Origin of the sequence: Paucimonas lemoignei (assembly GCF_004342585.1) — a bacterium.
Lineage (GTDB): Bacteria > Pseudomonadota > Gammaproteobacteria > Burkholderiales > Burkholderiaceae_D > Paucimonas > Paucimonas lemoignei.
This window is the reverse complement of record NZ_SLZQ01000008.1, coordinates 158,592-181,759: the sequence shown is the minus strand read 5'-3', so window position 1 is coordinate 181,759 and position 23,168 is coordinate 158,592. Positions and strand designations below refer to the sequence as shown.

The 23,168-nt window shown below is 59.0% G+C and carries 21 protein-coding genes; 19 read left to right on the top strand and 2 right to left on the bottom strand.

Annotation, left to right across the window (positions count from 1 at the left end; genetic code table 11):
- The first annotated feature begins 60 nt into the window (after positions 1–60).
- The 6 genes from EDC30_RS13475 to EDC30_RS13450 all read left to right on the top strand — a co-directional run bounded on the left by EDC30_RS13475 (position 61) and on the right by EDC30_RS13450 (position 8,169).
- Positions 61–1,002: a lipid A deacylase LpxR family protein gene (locus EDC30_RS13475; protein WP_132259362.1), complete on the top strand. Its 942-nt coding sequence runs from the start codon at positions 61–63 to the stop codon at positions 1,000–1,002.
- Between the two features lie 185 nt (positions 1,003–1,187).
- Positions 1,188–2,861, top strand: coding sequence for a CTP synthase (locus tag EDC30_RS13470; protein WP_132259361.1), 1,674 nt, complete (start codon positions 1,188–1,190; stop codon positions 2,859–2,861).
- Positions 2,858–3,712, top strand: coding sequence for a 3-deoxy-8-phosphooctulonate synthase (gene kdsA / locus EDC30_RS13465; protein WP_132259360.1), 855 nt, complete (start codon positions 2,858–2,860; stop codon positions 3,710–3,712). The genes EDC30_RS13470 and kdsA overlap by 4 nt, the downstream gene beginning before the upstream one ends.
- A 142-nt stretch (positions 3,713–3,854) precedes the next feature.
- Entirely contained in the window at positions 3,855–5,138 is a 1,284-nt protein-coding gene (gene eno / locus EDC30_RS13460; protein WP_132259359.1) for a phosphopyruvate hydratase, read from the top strand.
- A gap of 162 nt (positions 5,139–5,300) precedes the next feature.
- Entirely contained in the window at positions 5,301–5,633 is a 333-nt protein-coding gene (gene ftsB, locus EDC30_RS13455; RefSeq protein ID WP_132259358.1) for a cell division protein FtsB, read from the top strand.
- A 253-nt stretch (positions 5,634–5,886) separates the two neighbouring features.
- Positions 5,887–8,169, top strand: a complete 2,283-nt coding sequence (locus tag EDC30_RS13450; protein WP_165973823.1) for a DUF1631 family protein — start codon at positions 5,887–5,889, stop codon at positions 8,167–8,169.
- A 99-nt stretch (positions 8,170–8,268) separates the two neighbouring features.
- Here EDC30_RS13450 and hslO read toward each other — a convergent pair whose 3' ends face one another.
- On the bottom strand, positions 8,269–9,192 hold the full coding sequence (hslO, locus tag EDC30_RS13445; protein ID WP_132259356.1) for an Hsp33 family molecular chaperone HslO: 924 nt from the start codon (positions 9,190–9,192) through the stop codon (positions 8,269–8,271).
- A 23-nt stretch (positions 9,193–9,215) separates the two neighbouring features.
- Entirely contained in the window at positions 9,216–9,740 is a 525-nt protein-coding gene (locus tag EDC30_RS13440; RefSeq protein ID WP_132259355.1) for a gamma carbonic anhydrase family protein, read from the bottom strand.
- A 54-nt stretch (positions 9,741–9,794) separates the two neighbouring features.
- On the opposite strand from EDC30_RS13440, the gene EDC30_RS13435 reads away from it, so the two are divergent.
- The 13 genes from EDC30_RS13435 (at position 9,795) to bamC (ending at position 23,091) form a co-directional block, all read left to right on the top strand.
- Positions 9,795–10,643, top strand: a complete 849-nt coding sequence (locus EDC30_RS13435; RefSeq protein ID WP_132259354.1) for a ferritin-like domain-containing protein — start codon at positions 9,795–9,797, stop codon at positions 10,641–10,643.
- Positions 10,640–11,860 (top strand): YbfB/YjiJ family MFS transporter, encoded by a 1,221-nt coding sequence (locus EDC30_RS13430; protein WP_132259353.1) that lies wholly within the window; start codon positions 10,640–10,642, stop codon positions 11,858–11,860. The genes EDC30_RS13435 and EDC30_RS13430 overlap by 4 nt, the downstream gene beginning before the upstream one ends.
- 220 nt (positions 11,861–12,080) lie before the next feature.
- Positions 12,081–13,106: a patatin-like phospholipase family protein gene (locus EDC30_RS13425; protein WP_132259352.1), complete on the top strand. Its 1,026-nt coding sequence runs from the start codon at positions 12,081–12,083 to the stop codon at positions 13,104–13,106.
- Between the two features lie 322 nt (positions 13,107–13,428).
- Positions 13,429–14,694, top strand: coding sequence for a mechanosensitive ion channel family protein (locus tag EDC30_RS13420; protein ID WP_243656782.1), 1,266 nt, complete (start codon positions 13,429–13,431; stop codon positions 14,692–14,694).
- Between the two features lie 131 nt (positions 14,695–14,825).
- Positions 14,826–15,701 (top strand): alpha/beta fold hydrolase, encoded by an 876-nt coding sequence (locus EDC30_RS13415; protein ID WP_132259350.1) that lies wholly within the window; start codon positions 14,826–14,828, stop codon positions 15,699–15,701.
- 84 nt (positions 15,702–15,785) lie between these two features.
- On the top strand, positions 15,786–16,622 hold the full coding sequence (locus EDC30_RS13410; RefSeq protein ID WP_132259385.1) for a 3',5'-nucleoside bisphosphate phosphatase: 837 nt from the start codon (positions 15,786–15,788) through the stop codon (positions 16,620–16,622).
- A 109-nt stretch (positions 16,623–16,731) separates the two neighbouring features.
- The gene (htpX, locus tag EDC30_RS13405) at positions 16,732–17,607 is read left to right on the top strand and encodes a protease HtpX (RefSeq protein WP_132259349.1); all 876 of its coding nucleotides are present in this window, start codon (positions 16,732–16,734) and stop codon (positions 17,605–17,607) included.
- A gap of 60 nt (positions 17,608–17,667) precedes the next feature.
- A complete protein-coding gene (locus EDC30_RS13400; protein ID WP_132259348.1) occupies positions 17,668–18,291 on the top strand; it encodes an L-threonylcarbamoyladenylate synthase in 624 nt (207 codons plus the stop codon).
- Positions 18,292–18,367: 76 nt separating this feature from the next.
- Positions 18,368–19,024 (top strand): site-2 protease family protein, encoded by a 657-nt coding sequence (locus EDC30_RS13395; protein WP_132259347.1) that lies wholly within the window; start codon positions 18,368–18,370, stop codon positions 19,022–19,024.
- Between the two features lie 9 nt (positions 19,025–19,033).
- Positions 19,034–20,239 carry a tryptophan--tRNA ligase gene (locus EDC30_RS13390; protein ID WP_132259346.1) on the top strand — a complete coding sequence of 402 codons (1,206 nt, stop codon included), beginning with the start codon at positions 19,034–19,036 and terminating at the stop codon, positions 20,237–20,239.
- 75 nt (positions 20,240–20,314) lie between these two features.
- Complete coding sequence (locus tag EDC30_RS13385; protein WP_132259384.1) at positions 20,315–20,881, top strand: class I SAM-dependent methyltransferase; 567 nt, start codon at positions 20,315–20,317, stop codon at positions 20,879–20,881.
- A gap of 84 nt (positions 20,882–20,965) precedes the next feature.
- A complete protein-coding gene (dapA, locus tag EDC30_RS13380; RefSeq protein ID WP_132259345.1) occupies positions 20,966–21,844 on the top strand; it encodes a 4-hydroxy-tetrahydrodipicolinate synthase in 879 nt (292 codons plus the stop codon).
- A 56-nt stretch (positions 21,845–21,900) separates the two neighbouring features.
- A complete protein-coding gene (gene bamC, locus EDC30_RS13375; protein ID WP_132259344.1) occupies positions 21,901–23,091 on the top strand; it encodes an outer membrane protein assembly factor BamC in 1,191 nt (396 codons plus the stop codon).
- The last annotated feature ends 77 nt before the right edge of the window (positions 23,092–23,168 follow it).

The following is a 23,168-nucleotide window of genomic DNA, read 5'->3' as shown; positions in this document are numbered from 1 at the left end:
CGTTAGAATGCTGTCAATACCTCTTCCAGCCTGATCCCCATTTCCTTTCTCAGGAGTCCCATGGCTTTTATGTCCTCACGCGTTGCGCTTGGCATGTGCTTCATGACCGTATCGACCTTTGCCGCCGCTGCCGGTGCTTCCAGTCTGCTGGATGACTACAAGCGCGTGACGGAGCAGGGCAGGGTAATCAACCACTTTGATATCGACAATGACTCGCTGCTGCTCAACCGCGATGATGGTTTTTATTCGAGCGGCGTTCGCTACAGCCGCGCACATGTGCTGCGGGAAGGCAGCGGGGAAACCGAATTCGGCTGGCGCTTCGGCCAGCAGTTTTACACGGCATCCGACATCAAGTTGCCGCCACAATTGGTCGGCCCGCCGGATCACCCTTATGCGGCCTGGCTGTATTTCGGCTTTTTCAAGGAGGCGCGGCAGGAAGAAGGCTCCAGCCTGCGTTATGGCCTCGACATAGGTTGCCTCGGCCCGTGCGCCGGCGGCAGGTGGACCCAGACCAAGCTGCACCAGTTGTTGAACCAGCCGGTTCCGCAAGGCTGGAGCCGCCAGATGCGCAATGAATGGGGCGCCATCCTGTATGCCGATTGGGCGCCGGTGCGCTGGAAGCCGGCCTCCTGGCTGGATGCCACGCCGGTGATCCACGGACGCTTCGGCAATATTCATACCGATGCCGGCGCCGGCATCACGCTGCGGGCAGGGCAATTGCCCAACTTTGCGAACGACGCCGGGCTGCATGCCTATCTAAGGCTGGATGCGACAGGCGTGGCGTACAACGCTACACTGCAGGGCGGTTATTTCTCATCCAATAATCCGCATACGGTCAAGCCCAAGCGTGCGGTGGGCGAGGCGGAACTGGGCGTGGCCTGGAGCGATGGTAAATACGGCGCTACCGCAGCCATCGTCCGGCGGAGTACCGAGATCGATGCCTTGTCGAATGCACGCGGCGCGCAGAATTTCGTGCGCCTGTTGTTTACCTATGCACCTTGATCCCGAATTCATCGGGACAGGCAGTGCATTCAGGCATGTCATCGCCGGAAATATCCAAATTAACTCAGTAAATTTATTGCGGACGAGTACAGGCGAGCAGCTTTGTTGATAAAAAGGAAATCTTCTGCCGCCAGCTTTGCGGTATAATTTCAATTTCCCGCATGTGCCGTTTGGCACCTTCAGCAATGACCAAGTTTGTTTTCGTTACTGGCGGCGTGGTTTCATCCCTGGGCAAAGGGATCGCCGCCGCATCCCTGGCCGCCATCCTTGAATCGCGCGGCCTCAAAGTCACTCTTCTCAAGCTCGACCCGTACATCAACGTTGATCCGGGCACCATGAGCCCGTTCCAGCACGGCGAAGTGTTCGTCACCGATGACGGCGCCGAGACCGACCTGGATCTGGGCCATTACGAGCGTTTCATTTCGGCCAAGATGCGCAAGGTGAATAACTTCACCACCGGCCAGATCTATGAATCCGTGATCCGCAAGGAACGCCGCGGCGAATACCTCGGCAAGACCGTGCAGGTGATCCCGCACATCACCAACGAGATCCAGGAATTCATCAAGCGCGGCGCCGCAGGCTATGAAGTGGCGATCGTCGAGATCGGCGGCACCGTCGGCGACATCGAATCGCTGCCTTTCCTGGAAGCCGCGCGTCAACTGAGCCTGCGCTCGGGCCGCAACAATACCGCCTTCGTGCATCTGACGCTGGTGCCATTCATCGCGTCTGCCGGCGAGTTGAAGACCAAGCCGACCCAGCACAGCGTGCAGAAGCTGCGCGAAATCGGTATTTCGCCGGACGCACTGCTGTGCCGTGCCGACCGCCGCATTCCCGACGATGAGCGCGCGAAGATTTCGCTGTTCTCGAACGTTCAGGAAGATGCCGTGATCTCGGTGTGGGATGCTGACACCATCTACAAGATTCCGCAGATGCTGCATGACCAGGGGCTTGATCGCATCGTTTGCGAAAAGCTCGGCATGTCGCCGCAACCCGCCGATCTGTCGATGTGGGACCGCCTCGTTTACACATTGGAAAACCCCAAGGCCGAAGTCACCATCGGCATGGTGGGCAAGTATGTCGACCTGACCGAATCCTACAAGTCGCTGACCGAAGCGCTGCGTCACGCCGGCATCCATACCGAAAGCCGCGTGAATATCGAGTACATCGACTCCGAGGAACTCGAAGCCAAGGGTCCGGGTGCGCTGGCCAAGTACGACGCCATCCTGGTGCCGGGCGGCTTCGGCAAGCGTGGCGTGGAAGGCAAGATCGCCGCCGCGCGCTTTGCCCGCGAACACAAGATTCCTTACCTGGGTATCTGCCTGGGCATGCAGGTGGCGCTGATCGAGTATGCCCGTCACAAGGCTGGCCTTACCGTGGCGAATTCGACCGAGTTCGATCCTGACACCGAACAGCCGGTGGTGGCTCTGATCACCGAGTGGGAAAACCACGATGGCAAGGTGCAGACCCGCGACGCCAGTTCCGACCTCGGCGGCACCATGCGCCTGGGCGCGCAAACCTGCGACGTCAAGCCGGGCACGCTGGCTGCCGAAATCTATGGCCCGAAGGTGACCGAGCGTCATCGCCATCGCTACGAAGCCAACAACCATTACCTCGGTCGTGTCGAGGAGGCAGGCTTGATCGTGTCGGCCCGTACGCCTACCGAGAACCTGTGCGAAATCATGGAATTGCCGCGCGAAGGCGCCGACGGCCATCCATTTTATCTGGGCGTGCAATTCCATCCGGAATTCAATTCCACGCCGCGCAATGGTCACCCTCTGTTCATTTCCTTCATCAAGGCAGCACTGGCGCATAAGCAGCAGGCTGGTGCTGCCAATACCGCCCAAAAGGAAACAGCATGAAGCTCTGCGGATTCGATGTCGGTCTCGACAAGCCGTTTTTCCTGATCGCCGGCCCCTGCGTCATCGAGTCGCGCGACATGGCGCTCGACACCGCAGGCCGCCTGAAGGAACTCACCGCCGAACTCGGCATTCCCTTCATTTACAAGTCTTCGTTCGACAAGGCCAACCGCTCTTCCGGCAAGTCTTTCCGTGGCCTGGGCATGGAAAAGGGCCTTGAAATTCTCGCCGATGTGAAGAAGCAGATCGGCGTACCGGTGCTGACCGACATCCATGAGATCGACGAGATCAAACCGGTCGCCGCCGTGGTCGATGTCTTGCAGACTCCGGCCTTCCTGTGCCGCCAGACTGATTTCATCCGTGCCTGCGCGCAGTCCGGCAAGCCGGTGAATATCAAGAAGGGCCAGTTCCTCGCGCCGCACGACATGAAGAATGTCATCGACAAGGCGCGTGAAGCCGCGCGTGAAGCCAATCTGCCGGACGACGTGTTCATGGCATGCGAACGCGGCGTCTCCTTTGGCTACAACAACCTGGTATCCGACATGCGCTCGCTGGCGATCATGCGCGAAACTGGTTGCCCGGTGGTGTTCGATGCAACTCACTCGGTGCAATTGCCGGGCGGGCAGGGCACCTCTTCCGGCGGTCAGCGCGAATTCGTTCCTGTCCTGGCACGTGCCGCCGTTGCAGTCGGCATCGCCGGCCTGTTCATGGAAACGCATCCGAATCCGGCCGAAGCCAAGTCCGATGGTCCCAATGCCGTGCCCTTGGGCCGCATCAAGGAATTGCTGGCGACGCTGGTGCAACTTGACCGGGCCGTCAAGCAGGCAGGCTTCCTGGAAAATAATTTTTCCTAATGACGAATGGTGGCGCAGCGCAATGCGCCCCAAAGCCAACAATAGATAATTGGATATTCAGTACGTTGCCCGATGCCGGGCAACGTCTTTTTCCTGCAGGGCAGGCGCAAAAAGAATTTTTATTTTGATTTGGGAGAACTGAATGAGTGCAATCGTTGACATCATCGGCCGCGAAGTAATCGATTCGCGCGGCAATCCGACCGTCGAATGCGACGTGCTGCTGGAATCCGGCGTGATGGGCCGTGCGGCCGTGCCGTCGGGTGCGTCCACCGGTTCGCGTGAAGCGATCGAATTGCGCGATGGCGACAAGAGCCGTTATTTCGGCAAGGGTGTTTTGAAAGCCTGCGAGAACATCAATACCGAAATCTCCGAAGCCATCATGGGCCTGGATGCCAACGAACAGGCTTTCCTCGACCGCACCCTGATCGACCTCGACGGCACCGAAAACAAGGGCCGTTTGGGTGCCAACGCCATGCTGGCCGTGTCGATGGCGGTCGCTAAAGCCGCCGCCGAGGAATCCGGCCTGCCGCTGTACCGTTATTTCGGCGGTTCGGGCTCGATGCAGATGCCGGTACCGATGATGAACGTCATCAACGGTGGCGCGCATGCCGACAACAACCTGGATCTCCAGGAATTCATGATCATCCCGGTGGGCGCTCCCAGCTTCAAGGAAGCGATCCGCTACGGCGCCGAGGTATTCCACACCCTGAAGAAGATCCTGCACGACAAGGGCCTGACCACCGCGGTCGGCGACGAAGGCGGTTTCGCTCCTTCCGTGTCTAACCATGAAGAAGCCATCAAGCTGATCATCCAGGCAATCGAGCAAGCCGGTTACGAGCCGGGCACGCAAGTGGCCCTGGGCCTGGATTGCGCCGCTTCCGAATTCTACAAGGATGGCAAGTACCACCTGCATGGCGAAGGCCTGACCCTGTCGGCATCCGACTTCACCAACCTGCTGGGCACCTGGTGCGACAAGTACCCGATCATCTCGATCGAAGACGGCATGGCCGAGAACGACTGGGATGGCTGGGCCAACCTGACCAACGCCCTGGGCAAAAAGGTGCAACTGGTGGGCGACGACCTGTTCGTCACCAACACCAAGATCCTGCGCGAAGGCATCCAGAAGAACATCGCCAACTCGATCCTCATCAAGATCAACCAGATCGGCACCCTGACCGAAACCTTCGCCGCCATCGAGATGGCCAAGCGCGCCAGCTACACTGCGGTGATTTCGCACCGCTCCGGCGAAACCGAGGATTCGACCATTGCCGATATCGCGGTGGGTTGCAATGCACTGCAGATCAAGACCGGCTCGATGTCGCGTTCGGACCGCATGGCCAAGTACAACCAGCTGCTGCGCATCGAGGAAGATCTCGGTGACATCGCCAGCTACCCGGGTCGTAGCGCGTTCTACAACCTGCGCTAATAAGCTGGCGTAAAAAACCACAACGGGCGGCCGGATACACTCCGGCCGCTTGCGCAATGGTTGACTATTCCCATGGGTATGCGAATATGTCGCCCGTGGCATGTGCCATATTCAATTCCTGACGCGATTACCTGACTGGCCTTATGGCCTGCAGTCCCCAGAATGCGCCTGATCACGCTTTGCCTTGCTGCCTTGCTGGTTCTGATCCAGTATCCCCTATGGTTGGGCAAGGGCGGCTGGCTGCGCGTGTGGGATCTCGATCACCAGGTCGCCGAAGCGCAGCAAAAGAACCTGCAGCTCAAGGCGCGCAACGACAAGCTCGAATCCGAAGTACATGACCTGAAAGACGGCACAGGTGCTGTCGAAGAGCGTGCCCGCTTCGAGCTGGGCATGATCAAGGAAAACGAAATCTTCGTCCAGGTGCTGGCGCCTTCCGACAAGCCGGCCTCCGCGCCATCCCAACCACTGGCCACAGTCGCCAAACACACACGCTGACCCCTTCAGTTTCACATCTTCCCTGCCGATATTACGGTTAGGGCTCATTTTCCAGTATCAAATAAATTATTTGTCTGGCAATATTTAAACTTTTTTGACGATTGTTGCCTAATAAGTATTGCTTCAAGGCAATATTCTGAGAAAATGCAGAAAGTTGCCGGAATCGCCGGCTTTCTGTACATGGGCACAAGTTCCGAGAATCGAAGAAGCGCCGATGCGGCAAGGCGGAATTTGCCGGGATAAGGAGGAAATCATGGTTTCCAGTCACATTGACACGATAGGCAAACAGCGTACTCCGCATGCAGCCGCAACAAGCAAGTCAATGGAAATCCTGTCCGGCCTGGTTGTTATTGCTTCCAAAACCGCCAATGCCCAGCTCGATGCCTTTTCGCTTCGCCTGGCGGACGCCCTGATGGCATTTTCCGAGCAAAGCACCGATTCCCGCCAAGCGAACCTTTGTTTCACCGGCGCCGGCATGCTGCGGAAAAATATGTATGCCTATTACCATTTGGCGTCAGGCTACATCGAAAGCATGCTGCGCAGCGAGATACAAAGCCTGCTGCAGCTGGACCAGACCGAACAAGATGAAAAGCCCGAGAAGTTGCATGCCGAGCTGGAACTGGTTCCGTACGAAGAAATGGACCGCAAGGTCAGGCTGGGACACGCCGCCCGTCCGTATACGGCCAAGCATGCCGATGCGCTGGATGCGCTGAACATGCGCCTTGGCAGCCTGCTGGGCCGCTCCGAATTCCAGTTGTCGCAAAATCCTTTCCGGCCCGATGTCTTTCTGGCAGCACTGAACCAGGCGTGGGCTGAATTCAATCCGGATGCCGATTCGCATCCGCTGATATTGCCGCTGCTCGAGCCTGCTGTCTTTCTGGACATGGCGCCGATCCTGCAGGCAGTCAATGAGGCATTGGTCAGTCATGGCATTTTGCCCGCGCTGGGCGATACCTACCGCATTCGCAAATCCACCAACTATGTCGCGGAAAAAAAGCGCGAGGAGCAGATTGCGGAGGGCTTGCGCCGTATGCTGACGGGCGAGGCGGGCTCGGCGGCGGGAGGCTACGGAGATGGTGCGGGATTCGGCGGCGGGAGCGGTGAAGGCGGAAATTATGCTGGAGGCGTACGCGCCGGAGAAGTCGGCATGGTTGGCGCCGGTGGCGCAGAAGGCGTCCAAGCCAACCTGCAAAGCCAGCTCCTGCAGGTCACGGCAGTCAGCAACCAGTTGATGGGTTTCCTGGCCGGCATGCAAAAGAGCATGCTGGATCGGCAGTTGGCTGGGCTGGCAAGCAGCGATAGCGCGACGACCGCGGTGCTCACCAACATCAAGCAGCAGGCTCCAGCCGGCGCGCTCAGCCGCGTCGATGAAAATACCATCGATCTCCTGACCAATGTGTTCGACCTGGTATTCCGCGACAAGAATATTGCGGGAGAAATGAAGTCGCTGATCGGCTTCCTGCAGGTGCCGGTATTGAAGGCTGCGCTGATCGACAAGGATTTCTTTTTCAAGCAGGAGCATCCCGCGCGGCAACTGGTGGAAACGCTGACGCAATCCAGCCTGGAGTGGGACCAGGCCAGCGGGCAGGATGCCCCCCTGTACCAAAAGATGAAGCACATCGTCGAACGGGTGCAGCAGGATTTCGACAAGCAGATGTCGATTTTCTCCGAAGTGCTGGGCGAACTGCAGAACTTCATCCAGCAAGAGGAAAAGGCCGCAGTCACGAAACTGCAGGAGCCGATCGACCAGGCACTGCAAAGCGAAAAACTGGGGCAGGCGACGAAAGCGGCGAAAAACGAAGTCTCCATGCGCATCGGCACGGGCGAAGTGGTGGCTTTTGTCGAGACCTTCCTCGAAAACAAATGGGTGCCGGTGCTGACGCTGGCTTATACCCTGCAGGAAGAAAAACCGACGGCAGTCCAGAACGCGGTCAGCACCATGGATGACCTCATCTGGAGCGTCAAGCCGAAAATCACCGCGCAACAGCGCAAGGAATTGCTGGCCAAGCTGCCTTCCATCCTGTCGCGCCTGAACAAGTGGCTCAACATGGTCAAATGGGAAGAGGGCGAGCGCGAACGCTTCTTTTCCGAGCTGGCCGAGACGCATGCCTCGATCGTGCGCGCGCCTTTGCCGATCACGCCGGAAAAGCAGTTGGAACTCGCGGTCGAAGTGGCCAAGCAAGCCGCGGAACGTCGTCAGGAAAAACTGGCCAACCTCAAGCCGGAACCGGAGCCGGACGATTTCGACGAGCAGATCAAGCGGCTGGAACGCGGCGTGTGGCTGAGTTTCACCGATTCTCACGGCGGCGCCATGAAGGCCAAGCTATCGTGGGTCAGCCCGATGAAGAGCATGTTTATCTTCACCACGCATCGCAAGGAACAAACTTTCCAGTTGACGGACAGCGCGCTGGCGCAACGGCTGCGCGAAGGAAGCGCTCAACCGGTTTCGCTGGATCGCCTGGTCGACCGCGCGCTGGACCAGGTATTCGCCGCCGGCGCCAACGATCCCGACATCGAGGCCAAGTCGGCGGCGTAGCGCCGTCAAGCCTCATCCAGCGAATGCGGCCGAATGAGGATGCCGGAAGACTGAAGGGGAAAAGGAAAGATAGGGCGCACATCGATGCGCCCTTTTTTATTAATGCCGTGTCGGACTGGTCTGCTGCGCGGCATCCGTGCTGGTATCGGCGGTAAACAAGCGGGCGCAATCGACACTGTCGAACTCGTAGTGTTGGCCGCAGAAGTCGCAATTGATCGCCAGCTTGCCGAGATCCGCTAGGGCGGCATTGACTTCGTCCTGGCCTAGCATTTTCAGCATGTTGCCGACCTTGTCGCGGTTGCAGGAGCAGTTGAATTGCGGTTCCTGCGGGTCGAACACTCGGATTGTCTCTTCCCAGAACAGGCGGCGCATCAGGGTGTCGGTGTCGGTGCTCAGCAACTCCTCTTTCTTGAGCGTCGATCCGAGCGTCACGGTACGGTTCCAGGTTTCCAGTGCCACTTCCGGATTTACTTCCTCGCCGCCGCTGACCGGCAGTTTTTGCAGCAGCAGGCCGCGCGAGACATTGTCGTCGGCTCCCAGCCAAAGCTTGGTGTCGAGCTGTTCGGAACGCAGCATGTAGTTTTCAATGATGGTCGATACGTCTTCGCCATCGAGCGGCACGATACCTTGATAGGCCTGCTGGCCGGGCAGCTTGTCCTTGGGGTCGAGCGTGATGGCAAAGCGTCCCTGGCCGTGTACGTTCACCAGTTCGCGCAGCGTTGTCTCATCCGAAATCAAGGCATCGGGCGCTAGCTTGGCGGTGGCACGCATGTGCAGTTCCGCATCGCATTCGACCACCAGCAGGCGCAGTGGGCCATCGCCGTGAATCTGCATGATGATCGAGCCATTGAATTTCAGATTCGCCGACAGCAGCGCGGCAGCGGCCATCATTTCGCCCAGGACGTTGCGCACGGCCGGCGGATAGGTGCGGCGCGATTGCACCTGCTTCCAGGTTTCGGAAAGTTCGACCAGTTCGCCGCGCACGGCGGCCTGTTCGAAGATAAATTTTTGCAGCTTGTCCATAAATACTTCCTGTTGGTGCCGGCTTAACCGATGCGCTTGAGGTTGTCCTTGAAATACCGACCGCGTTCGACATAGTTGCGGGTATTGCCGTGCATTCGCGCGATATCTTCTTCTGACAGCGTGCGCACCGCTTTGGCCGGCGAGCCGATGATGAGGCTATTGTCGGGAAATTCCTTGCCTTCGGTGATAAGCGCGCCGGCGCCGACCAGGCAATTTTTGCCGATCCTGGCGCCATTCAGGATCACCGCCTGGATACCGACCAGGCTGCCGTCGCCGATGGTGCAGCCATGCAGCATGGCTTGGTGGCCCACCGTGACATTCTTGCCGATGGTGAGCGGCTTGCCGGGATCGGTATGCAGCACGCAGCCTTCCTGCACGTTGCTGTTTTCTCCCACCGTGATCAATTCATTATCGCCGCGAATCGTGACATCGAACCAGATGCTGGCATTGGCTTCGATGCGCGCCTTGCCGATGATATTGGCGGAATCGGTAATGTAGGCTGTGGCATCGATTTGCGGGATGTGCTCGCCCAATTGGTAGATGGCCATGGAATTCCGTAGAATGCTCGAGTTGATGATGTCCGCCATTTTACCGTTCCCAGCATGACTGCACCGAATCCTTCCCAATTTGTTCAACGTTCAACAGAATTGCCAGATTGGCAGGAGTTGCGTGCAGCAGCATTGCACTGGCTTGCGGAGCCAGATCCGGCTAGCAAAGCTGCGGGCGTGACTGCTCTGTACAAAGCCTGGATTGGCAATCAACTAGAGCTGGATGCGGAAGCGCATCTACGGCCTCGCCAACACATTCCGGGACGGCCTGCACGACCGGAATTAGTCCCTCCGCTTGCGGTCAAGCATCGATCCATGGGAACAGTCGAGGGCAGGGCGGCACTCATTCATGCCTTGGCACACATCGAATTCAATGCCATCAACCTGGCGCTGGATGCAGTGTGGCGCTATGCGGGCATGCCGAAAGATTATTACGGCGACTGGCTGCAGGTGGCCGCGGAAGAGTCGCTGCATTTTTCCCTGCTGTCGGCGCATCTGCAAACGCTGGGATTCTCCTATGGCCACTTCCCCGCGCATAACAGTCTGTGGGAAATGGCGCAAAAAACCGAGGGTGATCTGCTTGCGCGTATGGCGCTGGTGCCGCGCACGCTGGAAGCGCGGGGACTGGATGCGACGCCGGCGGTGCGCGCCAAGCTGGCGCAGGCCGGTGATCAGGCGGCCGCCGAAATCCTCGATATCATCCTGCGTGACGAGATCGGCCATGTCGCCATTGGTAACCGCTGGTACGGCTGGCTGTGTAGTGCGCGCAACCTCGATCCGGTTGCGGCCTATGCGGAACTGTCGGCGATCTACAAGGCGCCGCCCTTGCGCGGCCCATTCAATCTGGATGCGCGCCGTCGCGCCGGATTCTCCGAGCGCGAACTGGCGCTGCTGACGCCATGACGAAACAGATTGAAGGCGTGGAAGCATTGGCGCTTAAGCGGCCTTTGCTGACCGCACTGGCCTTGTCGCTGGGCGCGGCCATCGCATTGGGCATCTCGCGCTTTTCGTATGGCTTGCTGCTGCCTGCCATGCGCGCCGATCTCGACTGGTCATATTTCCTGGCTGGCGCCATGAATACGGCGAATGCGCTTGGCTATCTACTTGGCGCATTGGTGACGCCGTGGCTGATGCGCCGGCTCTCGCCGCAGCGCTTGCTGCTGGCCGGCGCCATTCTCACGGGCATATTCATGATGGTGTCAGGCCTCGTCACGGATACCGGTGTCTTGCTGATGCAGCGCATACTGGCGGGTATATCGAGCGCGTTCATTTTCATCGCCGGCGGCATCCTGGCCGCGCGCCTGGGCGCCTTGCATCCGCAGCGTTCCGGGCTGTTGCTGGGCCTGTATTACGGCGGGACGGGATTCGGCATTGCGGCGTCCGCGCTGCTGGTGCCGGCCACGCTCGCGGCGGCGGCATCGAATGGCGTAGCGCACGGCTGGCATTGGCCATGGCTGGCGCTAGGTTTGCTCTGTTTCGCCGCCACCGCGGCCATGGCTGCGCCGATCCGCACGATTCCCGACACGGCGCGCCAGAGTGGCGAGCATCGTCCGTTTCAGGTGCGCGCATTCGCATTCGGCTTGCTCGGCTATTTCATGTTCGGCGTCGGCTACATCGGTTACATGACGTTTGTCGTGGCGCTGCTCAAGCAGCAGGGCATGGCGCCGCCAATGATCACGATTTTCTACGCCTTGCTCGGCCTGGCCGTGGTGGCGTCCTCGCGCATCTGGGCCGGCATGCTGGATCGGTTCAGGGGAGGGGAGTCGCTGGCGATCTTGAATGCCTTGCTTGGCATTGCCACGATCATCCCCGCGCTGACGTCGGCGCCTTTACTCGTATTCTTGTCCGGCATCGTGTTCGGCGCGGTGTTTCTTTCGGTCGTCGCCTCCACCACCGCGCTCGTGCGGCACAACCTGCAACCGCAATCCTGGTCCGCCGGCATCAGCGCGTTCACGACCGTGTTTGCATTCGGCCAGATCGTCGGCCCGAGCGTGGCCGGATGGATTGCCGACAGCGGCGGCGGCCTTGAGCGCGGCTTGGTGTTTTCCGCACTCGCATTGTTTGCCGGTGCAGCCCTGGCTTCGCAACAGCGCAGCCTGCATCCTTCAAATGGAAAATGATGTTGTATTTTCGCTTCGCCTATCTCTCATGTCTTCGCACGATGCTGTCATATTGCGGCATCGATCAGAGCGAATCCGCGCAGTTGTCTGCAAGCCGAATCGTTCCCGGCGATAGCTTGATGCAGCTAAACTCTCCGGGTAATGTATTCAGTAGCATTCGGGAATGTGAAGCGGCCACCCATTCCGGTCCGCTGGAAGGTTTCTGAGAAAAGGATCGTGCATGCCGAAAAAAACGCTGACGCTAGCTCTGCAGGGTGGTGGTTCGCACGGGGCCTTTACCTGGGGTGTGCTGGAGCGTTTGCTGGAGGATGAACGTATCGACATCGAAGGCATCAGCGGCGCCAGTGCCGGCGCGATGAATGCGGTGACGATGGCGTATGGCTGGACCATTGGCGGACGGGAGGGCGCGCGCCAGGCACTGAAGGATTTCTGGGAAAGCGTCGCCGTCAGCAAGCCTTTCAATCTGCAATCCGACGCAGAATACACGGCCGAGAGCCTGGCCGCGCATGCTCATCCTTCTCCTGGCATCAATGCCTTGCTCGCCCTCACCCGATTTTTGTCGCCTTACCAATGGAACCCGTTCGATATCAATCCCTTGCGCGACATACTTGCGGCGCAAGTCGATTTTGAGCGCCTGCGCAAGGAATGCCCGCTAAGACTCTTTATCGCCGCGACCCATGTCGGCAGCGGCACGCTCAAGCTGTTCCGCACGCACCAATTGACGCTCGATATGTTGTTGGCATCGGCTTGCCTGCCCTCGCTGCATCATGCTGTCGAAATCGATGGCGAGGCATATTGGGACGGTGGTTTCACTGCGAATCCGCCGCTCTTTCCCTTGCTGCACCAATGCCAGGCGCGCGATATCATGGTCGTGCTGCTGCACTCGGCCATCGCGACTGCGATACCCAAGACTGTCAACGAGATTCACACGCGCCTGACCGAAATCGGCTTCAATGCCGCCATCTCCACGGAATTGCAAGCCATCGCCCTGGCGCAGCGCGAAGCCAGGCGCAGTCTGTTTGCCTTTGGCCAGCTGGAGCGGCGCCTGCGCAACCTGCACATTCATTCCATCGCATCGCGCGAGCTGATGGGACAGCTGCCCACGCTGAGCAGATTGAATACAAAGGCACCGTTTTTGCAGGCTTTGCGCAGCGAAGGGCGCGCCCAAGCCGAGGCCTGGTTAAAACAACACTTTCATCATATCGGCGTGCGGTCGTCGTTTAATCTGGCCCAGTTTCTGCGCTAGGAAGCCTGCCGTCAGGTTGATGTCATCAGCCTGCCTTAATTTTCCGCTGATAAAATCCAAAAATCGGCAGTTCCCCCTTCGTCGTGCTCTTCGGCGAGGGTAGGGCGCAAACTTGCCTTTGCGTTCTGAAGCACTGACTGGCACATGAGCCGCTCAGCCGCTTCTTCTCGAGCCATCGCGGCTACTTTAATTGGATCCCGGCGCATATCTGTTTGCCAGGATAACTGTCCCGTACTGCCAACCGTCGCTTCGTCGGCAATGGCATACGCCGCTTCAACTTGTTTGGGTTACCCGAACGATGTTTAAAAAGGAGTTCAGACTAGTGACTTTCCCATTTCTCGCCGACCTGGAACCGTGGGCTCAAGCCACTCTTGGATTGTTGCTGCTGGCCGTACTGGCATTTAGCGCCCGTCTTATCCTGCAGGGATTGCTGACGCGCGTATTCACCCGCCTTGCTGTCCGCTTGCAAACCGGCTGGGTTGGCATGCTGTTGAATAATCGCTTGCCACAGCGCCTGGCGCAGGTGGTGCCCTCTCTCGTGGTGCAGGTCGGCATCGTTGCCGTGCCCTATCTGCCGCAAAATGCGGTTACCGTGATTCGTAACGTGGCGGTGGCGCTGACCGTGCTGCATCTCTTGCGCGTGCTGTATGCCGTGCTCGACGCGGTCCGGGATGGCTATGAATCCACGGATAATTCACAAGGCGGACAGCGCCGCTCGGTCAAGAGCTTCATCCAGCTTGGCAAGCTGCTGCTGGGACTGTTGGGCGGCATCGTCATCGTTGCCGCGCTGATTGACCGTTCTCCGCTGATCCTGCTGTCCGGCCTGGGCGCGATGTCTGCCGTGCTGATGCTGGTGTTTAAGGACACCATTCTGTCATTTACCGCCGGCGTGCAGCTCACATCGAATGATCTGTTGCGCGTGGGGGACTGGATCGAGATGCCGCAGGTGGGGGCCGATGGCAGCGTCATCGATATTGCCTTGCATACCGTGAAGGTGCAGAACTGGGATATGACCATTACGTCAATCCCGACCTGGCGGCTCATGTCCGAAAGCTACAAGAACTGGCGCGGCATGTCGCAGTCGGGCGGCCGCCGCATCAAGCGTTCGCTGCGCCTGGATGTCGCATCGGTGCATTTTCTGGACGATAGCGAAATCCGCCGCCTGGCGCGGATCGAACTCCTGCGGCCCTATCTCGAAGAAAAAATGCTGCATCTGACGCAGACTAACGCTGGCCTGCGCCGCAAGCTGGGCGATCAATCCGCCGAGCCGGCCAACCTGCGCAGGCTGACCAATATCGGTACCTTCCGCGCCTATGTCGGCGCTTACCTGAAAGCCAATGCCAACATTCGGCAGGACATGACCCTGATGGTGCGTACGCTGGAACCGACTTCCGAAGGGATTCCCCTGGAACTGTACTGTTTTACCGCCACCACGGCCTGGGCAATCTATGAGGGTATCCAGGGCGATATCTTTGACCATCTTCTGGCCATTTTGCCGGAGTTTGGATTGAAGCTGTATCAGCACCCGTCCGGCAATGATATCCGCCTCGGATTGTGGGGCGGTGCGCAAGACCTGGCCAGGGCCTGAAGCCAGCCTCTGATTGGCGGCGCGATTGCAGGTTGACTGATTGCCGGCAAAGCCTGTTGGCATCAGTCAACCGCACATGCCGAACCTCCGATATAATCGTACGGTCGTTCTATTTATTGAAATGGCCATACATGAAACCATCGAGGTCCGAATTTCTTCCGGTGCGCGGCTTGCGCTACCACATTCGCCACTGGGGCAGCGAAAGCGCGCCACGCCTGTTCATGCTGCATGGCTGGATGGATATGTCGGCGTCGTTTCAATTCGTGGTCGATAGCCTGAAGAACGACTGGCACGTGATCGCTCCCGACTGGCGCGGTTACGGGCTGTCGCAGCGTTCCGGCGGCGACAGCTACTGGTTTGCCGATTACCTGGGCGACCTCGATGCGATCCTCGATCATTACGCGCCCGGCGAGCAGGTGAATCTGCTCGGCCATAGCATGGGCGGCAATGTCGCCTGCATGTATGCCGGCGTGCGCACGGAACGAATCGGCAAGCTGATCAACCTCGAAGGTTTCGGCATGCCGCCGACGCGGCCGGAGCAGGCCCCGGGCCGCTATGTGCAATGGCTGGACGGCTTGCGGGATGCGCCGGAGTTGCGCAGCTACGCCTCGCTCCAGCAAGTGATGGGACGCTTGCAGAAAACCAATCCGCGCCTGTCCGATGAGCGCGCTGCTTTTCTGGCCCAGCACTGGGCCGCGCAGAATGCGGAAGGGCGCTGGGAAATCCTTGGCGACCCCGCGCATAAGCTGATCAGCCCGGTTCTCTATCATGTGGAAGAAGCGCTGGCCTGCTGGCAGGCGATCACGGCACCAGTGTTGTGGGTCGAAGCCGAAGAAACCGATATCTGGCGCTGGATCGGGCCGAAAGAGCAGGGGCGCGCCGAAGTGGACCGCCGCAAGAATTGCATCCGGAATGTGACGACGGTTTCCATCCCGGACGCCGGCCACATGCTGCATCACGATCAGCCTGAACTGTTGGCCCGGCATATCGAAAACTTCTTGGCATAAGTTTGCTGTTCGCCATCAAGATAGACGCCTGCGGCCTCGGCGCAAGCCGCGTACAATGCAAGCATGCGTAATTTGCAATCCACCATGCTGAACGTCGATCTCCATTGCCATTCCAACGTTTCTGACGGCTTGCTTGCGCCGGCAGAGGTGGCGGCGCGTGCGAAAGCGCAGGGCGTGGATGTCTGGGCCCTGACCGATCATGACGAGCTCGGCGGCATTCCCGAAGCCAGGGAAGCGGCGGCCGCGCTCGGTATGCGGCATGTGGCTGGCGTGGAAATTTCGGTAACCTGGGCTGGCGAGACGGTGCATATCGTCGGCTTGCGCATCGATGAAACCAACCCGGATCTCGTGCACGGATTGGCGGCTACCCGGGGTGGCCGCGCCCGGCGCGCGGAAGAAATGGCGGCACAGCTTGCTGAGGCAGGGATTCCCCACGCCTTCGAAGGCGCCATCAAATTCGTCGGCAATCCCGACCTGATCTCGCGCACCCATTTCGCCCGTTACCTGGTTGAAATCGGCGTCTGTGCCGATGTCAAGGATGTGTTCCGCAATTATCTGACTGAAGGCAAGCCTGGTTACGTGCCGCATCGCTGGGCGACATTGCAGGATGCGGTGCGCTGGATAAGGAGCGCCGGCGGCATTGCCATCGTCGCCCATCCGGGGCGTTACCGTTTCACCGAATTGCAGCAGCATGCCTTGCTGAGCGAATTCAAGCATGCCGGCGGCGTCGGGATCGAAGTGGTCACGGGCAGCCATACACCGGACCAGTACGAAGTGTATGCCAAGGTTGCTGCCAAATATGGCTTGCTGGCGTCGCGCGGATCCGATTTTCACGGGCCTGAAGAATCTCATGTCGAATTGGGCGCCTTGCCGCCGCTGCCGCGTTCCGTCACGCCTGTCTGGCACGACTGGAATATCTGAATAAATCGCAAATATAATTCCGTAAAACCTGAGAATAAAGCGGCCCGTCTACTTGAATTCTGTGGAAGAATTCCTACATTAGTCTCGGTTTTATATAAGGGAATTTCAAATGAAAAGAATATTGTTGTTCATCGCCACAAACATTGCCGTCATCGCCGTCATGACGATAGTGTTGTCGGTGCTCGGCGTGGACCGCTTCCTGACGGCGAATGGCCTCAACCTGCCGATGCTGATGGTGTTTTCATTGATCGTCGGCTTCACCGGTTCCATCATCTCGCTGCTGATCAGCAAGCCGATGGCCAAGTGGTCCACCGGTGCGCACGTGATCGAGTCGCCGTCCAACTCGACTGAATTCTGGTTGGTCGACACCGTTGCCAAGCTGGCGCAGAAAGCCGGCATCGGCATGCCCGAGGTGGCGATTTACCAAGGCGAGCCGAATGCCTTCGCAACCGGTGCTTTCAAGAATTCTGCGTTGGTGGCGGTATCGACCGGCTTGCTGGAATCGATGACGCGTGAGGAAGTCGAAGCGGTGCTCGGGCATGAAGTCGCTCACGTTGCCAACGGTGACATGGTCACCATGACGCTGATCCAAGGCGTGGTGAATACTTTCGTGGTATTCCTGTCGCGCGTGGTAGGTTATGCAGTGGATCGCGCGCTGTCCCGTAACGACAATGAAGGTCCGGGCGTCGGCTACATGGTGACCGTGATGGTGTGCCAGATCGTATTCGGCATCGCCGCCTCGATGATCGTTGCCTGGTTCTCGCGCTATCGCGAATTCCGTGCCGACGCGGGTGCTGTGAAGCTTCTGGGTACGCCGCAGCCGATGATTCGCGCGCTGGCGCGTCTGGGTGGCCTGGAGCCGAGCAATCTGCCGCAATCGCTGGGGTCCATGGGTATCAGCAGTGAAAAATCAGGTTTCCTGGCACTGTTTTCCAGTCACCCGCCGATTGAACAACGCATCGCTGCCCTGCAGGGAGCACGCTGACAGGCGGTGGATAGCCTGATTAATGGACGGCGGTGGCGCAAGCTGCCGCCGTAACTTTTTATGAGCCAGTTTTTTCAAATTCATCCCGACAACCCGCAACTGCGCCTGATCAAGCAGGCAGTGCAAATCGTGCGTGCCGGCGGCGTCATCGCCTTGCCGACCGATTCCTGCTATGCATTGTGTTGCCAACTCGATGACAAGGATGCGGTAACCAAGCTGAGGCGCATTCGCGGCATTGACGAAAAACACCACCTGGCCTTGCTGTGCCGCGACCTGAGCGAGATTTCGCAATATGCCAAAGTCGATAACACCCAGTACCGGATGCTGAAGGCTGCCACGCCTGGGCCCTATACATTCATCCTCGAAGCATCGCGCGAAGTGCCGCGCCGGGTGAGCCATCCGTCGCGCAAGACGATTGGCTTGCGGGTGCCGGAAAACCAGGTTGCGCTGGCCTTGCTGGAAGAACTGGGCGAGCCTTTGCTGAGCTCGACCCTGATCCTGCCTGACGACGAACTGCCGCTGACCGACCCGGACCTCGTGCGCGAAAAGCTGGAGCGTCAGATTGAGCTGGTGATCGACGGCGGCGCCTGCGGCCTGGAAATGACCACCGTGATCGACCTGACCGGTGGGGAGCCTGTGCTGGTGCGCCAGGGCCGCGGCGATGCATCGATGTTCGGATTGTAGTCAGATTGCTATCGCGTGGAGAGAGAGGAAGAGTCGTGCTTCTCTCCATGTGGCAACCGTCTGATAAAATCCGCTGATGAACGAGCTTATCCAGAATTTCGCGGTATACGTACTGCCCATCCTTTTTTCCATCACTCTGCACGAAGCCGCCCATGCCTACGCGGCCAAGTACTTCGGCGATTCCACCGCTTACATGCAGGGGCGCATGAGCCTCAATCCGATTCGCCATATCGATCCGATCGGTACGCTGCTGATTCCCATCGTGCTGTATTTTTCCGGTAGTCCCTTCCTGTTCGGCTATGCCAAGCCGGTGCCTGTCGACTGGGGAAAGCTGCGTAATCCGAAGCGCGACATGGCCTGGGTGGCGCTGGCCGGCCCGGGTGCCAATCTGTTCATGGCGCTGCTGTGGATGCTGTTTGCGCTCGTACTGGGAGCACTGCAGGTCAATGAAGTCTTCTTTTACAAGATGGCGCAGGCCGGAGTGGTGGTCAACCTGGTGATTTTTGCCTTTAATCTTTTTCCGGTGCCGCCGCTGGATGGCGGACGCGTCATGTTCAGCTTGCTGCCCAATCGGCTTGCTTATAAATATGGCCGGCTGGAGCCCTATGGTTTCTTCATCGTGCTGGCGCTATTGTTTTTGCAAGTATTAAAATTCTGGATGGTGCCCGTCATGACTGCTGCTAGCCTGGTCGTGAAGTTGCTGGCAACCCCTTTTACCTTTTTACTAAGCTAATCCATTACCATGTTCCCCGATCGCGTCGTTTCCGGCATGCGCCCCACGGGTGCCCTCCATCTCGGTCATTACCATGGCGCCCTGAAAAACTGGGTCAAGATGCAGGATGAATTGCCATGCCTGTTCTTCGTCGCCGACTGGCACGCCCTGACCACTCATTACGAAGATCCCGCCGGAATCGAAGCCAGCACCTGGGACATGGTGATCGACTGGCTGGCCGCCGGCGTCGATCCTGAAAAGGCGACGATCTTCATCCAGTCGAAGGTGCCGCAGCACGCGGAGCTGCACCTGCTGCTGTCGATGATGACGCCGCTGGGCTGGCTCGAGCGCGTGCCGACCTACAAGGACCAGCAGCAAAAACTGGCCGACCGTGATCTGTCGACTTACGGCTTTCTCGGTTATCCGCTGCTGATGTCGGCCGACGTGCTGCTGTACCGCGCCACCATGGTGCCGGTCGGCGAAGACCAGATTCCGCACGTCGAGATCACGCGTGAAATCGCGCGCCGGTTCAATCACATGTACGGCAAGGAGCCAGGCTTCGCGGAAAAGGTGCAGGAAGCTCTGAAGAAGCTGGGCGGCAAGCAGGGCAAGCAATACGAAGCCTTGCGCACCGCTTACCAGGAGCAGGGCAAGCACGACGCGCTCGATCAGGCCAAGACACTGCTCGACGCAGCGCAGAGCATCAGCGTTGCCGACCGCGAGCGCCTGTTCGGCAATATCGCGGGCAGCCGCAAGATCATCCTGCCGGAACCGCAGGTGCGCCTGACCGAAGCATCGCGCTTGCCGGGCCTGGATGGACAGAAGATGTCGAAGAGCTATGGCAATGCCATCGCCCTGCGCGAAGACAAGGAAACCGTGGTCAAGAAAATGCGCACCATGCCGACCGATCCGGCACGCGTACGCCGCACCGACCCAGGCGACCCGGAAAAATGCCCGGTCTGGCAGCTGCACAAGGTATATTCGGATGAGCAGACCAAGGATTGGGTGGTGAAGGGCTGTACCTCGGCAGGCATCGGTTGTATCGAGTGCAAGCAGCCGGTGATCGAAGCCGTGCTGAAGGAACAGGAGCCGATGCGCGAGCGTGCGCAGCGTTACCTGGATAATCCCAAGCTTGTGCGTGAGATCGTCTTCGCAGGCTGTAGCAAGGCGCGCGCGCAGGCCGAGGAAACCATGCGCGACGTGCGCGAGGCAATGGGCCTCGGCTACACCAGCTAAGGGGCAGTCGTGCCGGCCAATGGCGAGTCGCTGCCGCCTGTGCAGGCCCATGTGTCGGCACCTCATGGCGCGGGCATGGCGCCTGAACCCGCGCCATGGGTGAAACGCTTCGCTCCGCTGATCCCAGGCGGCGAAGTGCTCGACCTGGCTTGCGGCAGCGGTCGCCATAGCCGTCTTCTGGCTGAAATGGGATACCGAGTCTGCGCGCTGGATCGTGATGCGGATGCCTTGCGCAGCGCGGCTGGCGCCGGCATCTCGACCATGCAGTTCGACCTCGAAAATGGCACGCCTTGGCCCTTTGCCCCGGCACGCTTTGCCGGCATCGTGGTGACGAATTATCTTCATCGTCCGCTGTTTCCCGCCATGCTGGCGAGCGTCAAGCCGGGCGGCATCCTGATTTACGAGACTTTCGCCTTGGGCAATGAGCGCTATGGCAAGCCCTCGAATCCGGATTTTCTGCTGCGCCCGGGGGAATTGCTGGATGTTGTCCGTGATCCGCTTCGTGGCATCTGGCAGGTGGTTGCTTTCGAAGATGGTTATGCCGATATGCCTAAGCCCGCCATGCTGCAGCGGATATGCGCCGTCAAGGCTGCCGAGGCTCAGGATGCCGAGGTAAGACCCGGTTTTCCGCGGATTTTTTAATCGGATTTGCCTTGCCGAACTTCCCCACATCGGCAAACGATCCGCTACAATCGTAGCTTTCCATCTTTCCGTTTCCTAAACACCATGATTCAGGGCAGCATAGTTGCAATCGTCACCCCCATGCATGCGGATGGTAGCCTGGACTTGCCGGGCTTGCGCAATCTGATCGACTGGCACATCGCTGAAGGCACCGATGGCATCGTCATCGTCGGCACTACCGGCGAATCGCCGACGGTCTCCGTCGAGGAACATTGCGAACTGATCAAGGTGGCGGTCGAACATACCGCCAAGCGCATCCCGGTCATCGCCGGCACCGGCGGCAATTCGACCGAGGAAGCCATCGAGTTGACCCGTTTCGCCAAGAAGGCTGGCGCCGATGCGTCGCTGCAGGTCGTGCCTTACTATAACCGGCCGACCCAGGAAGGCATGTACCAGCACTTCAAGAAGATCGCCGAGGCAGTCGACCTGCCGGTGATCCTGTATAACGTGCCGGGCCGCACCGTGGCCGACATGTCCAATGAAACCATCCTGCGCCTGGCGCAAGTGCCGGGCATCATTGGCGTGAAAGATGCGACCGGCAATATCGCCCGCGGCACCGAGTTGCTGCGTCTGGCGCCGAAATCCTTTGCCGTGTATTCCGGTGACGATGCCACGGCAATGGCGCTGATGTTCTGCGGCGCCAAGGGTAATATCTCCGTCACGGCGAACGTTGCGCCGCGCGCGATGCATGAATTGTGTGTCGCCGCCATGCAGGGCGAAACCGCCAAGGCAGTCGAAATCAATAACCGCTTGCTGCCGCTGCATAACAAGCTCTTCGTCGAACCGAACCCGGTGCCGGTGAAATGGGCCATGGCAGAGATGGGCAAGATTCCTTCTGGCATCCGTCTTCCACTCGTTCCGCTAGCTCAGGAATACCAGGAAACTGTCCGCAAGGCATTGCGCGAAGCTGCTGTATTACAATAAACGCTTATGGCGCTTGGCGCGCTGTTGATCTTGTCCGGCTCTTAACCCGTATTTTTATGACTATTTGCAAGAACAAATTTTCGCTCCACGTTACTCATGTCACGCGCACTACGCTGGGCGCGGCCATCCTTACCGGTATGGTCGGCTGCAGTTCGCTTAGCTCGATGCTGGAGCCGGAACGGGTCGACTACAAAAGCGCAAGCAAAGCACCTGCTAGAACACTCGAGATTCCGCCGAATCTCACTCAGCTTCAGCGCGATAACCGCTATGCGGTGCAGGATAATCGCGGCGTTGCGACGGCAACCGGCTACAACATGCAGCAGCAGACAAGTGCGCCTAGCGCTTCCAATGCGGTGATCGCGCCGGTCGCGGTTGCCGATATGCGCATTGAGCGTGCCGGCAACCAGCGCTGGCTCGTTATCAAGAAAGCGCCGGAAGTCCTGTGGCCGCAGATCAAAGACTTTTGGCAGGATTCGGGCTTCCTGATCAATATCGAAATGCCGGAAGCCGGCGTCATGGAAACCGATTGGGCGGAAAAGCGCTTGAATATTCCGCAGGGTACGGTCCGTGGTTTCCTCAGCAAGACGCTGGATTCCGTTTACGATAGCGGCCTCCGCGACAAATTCCGCACCCGCCTTGAGCGCGCGCCGGATGGCAGCACCGAGGTTTATATCAGTCATCGCGGAGCTGAAGAGGTGATTATTGGCAGCGAAAACGCCAGGAGCGGCCTACAATCAACTTCGTGGGTCGGTCGCGCCTCCGATCCCGAACTGGAAGCCCAAATGTTGAGCCAGTTGATGGCAAGACTGGGCAACGAAGAAGTGAAAGCCAAGACCATCGTCGCCAACGCGTCTCCGCTACAGCAGCGTTCCAAGCTGGTCAAGGCCGAGGGTGGTTCGTACGTCGAGGATAACGAAAGTTTTGACCGTGCCTGGCGCCGAGTCGGCTTGGCGCTCGACCGTGTAGGTTTCACCGTGGAAGACCGAGATCGCTCGCAAGGCTTGTATTTCGTGCGCTACGTCGATCAAGACAAGGATGCGAAAGACAAGGCAAATAAGGGCTTCCTCGCCAAGCTGTTCACTTTCGGCTCTTCCAAGGATGATCCGAAGTTGGCTCAGCGTTACCGCATCTCCGTCAAGGAAAGCGCCGGTAGCAGCCGCATTCAAGTCCTCGATGGCGAAGGCCGTCCGGATATGTCGGCCACTGCCGGCAGGATTCTCTCGCTGTTGAATGACCAGCTGAAGTAATCCAGCGTTTCGTGCTGTATCTGGGCCGTCCGCGTTGCGGGCGGCTTTTTTTATGCGTCGATTCTGATATGGCGGCC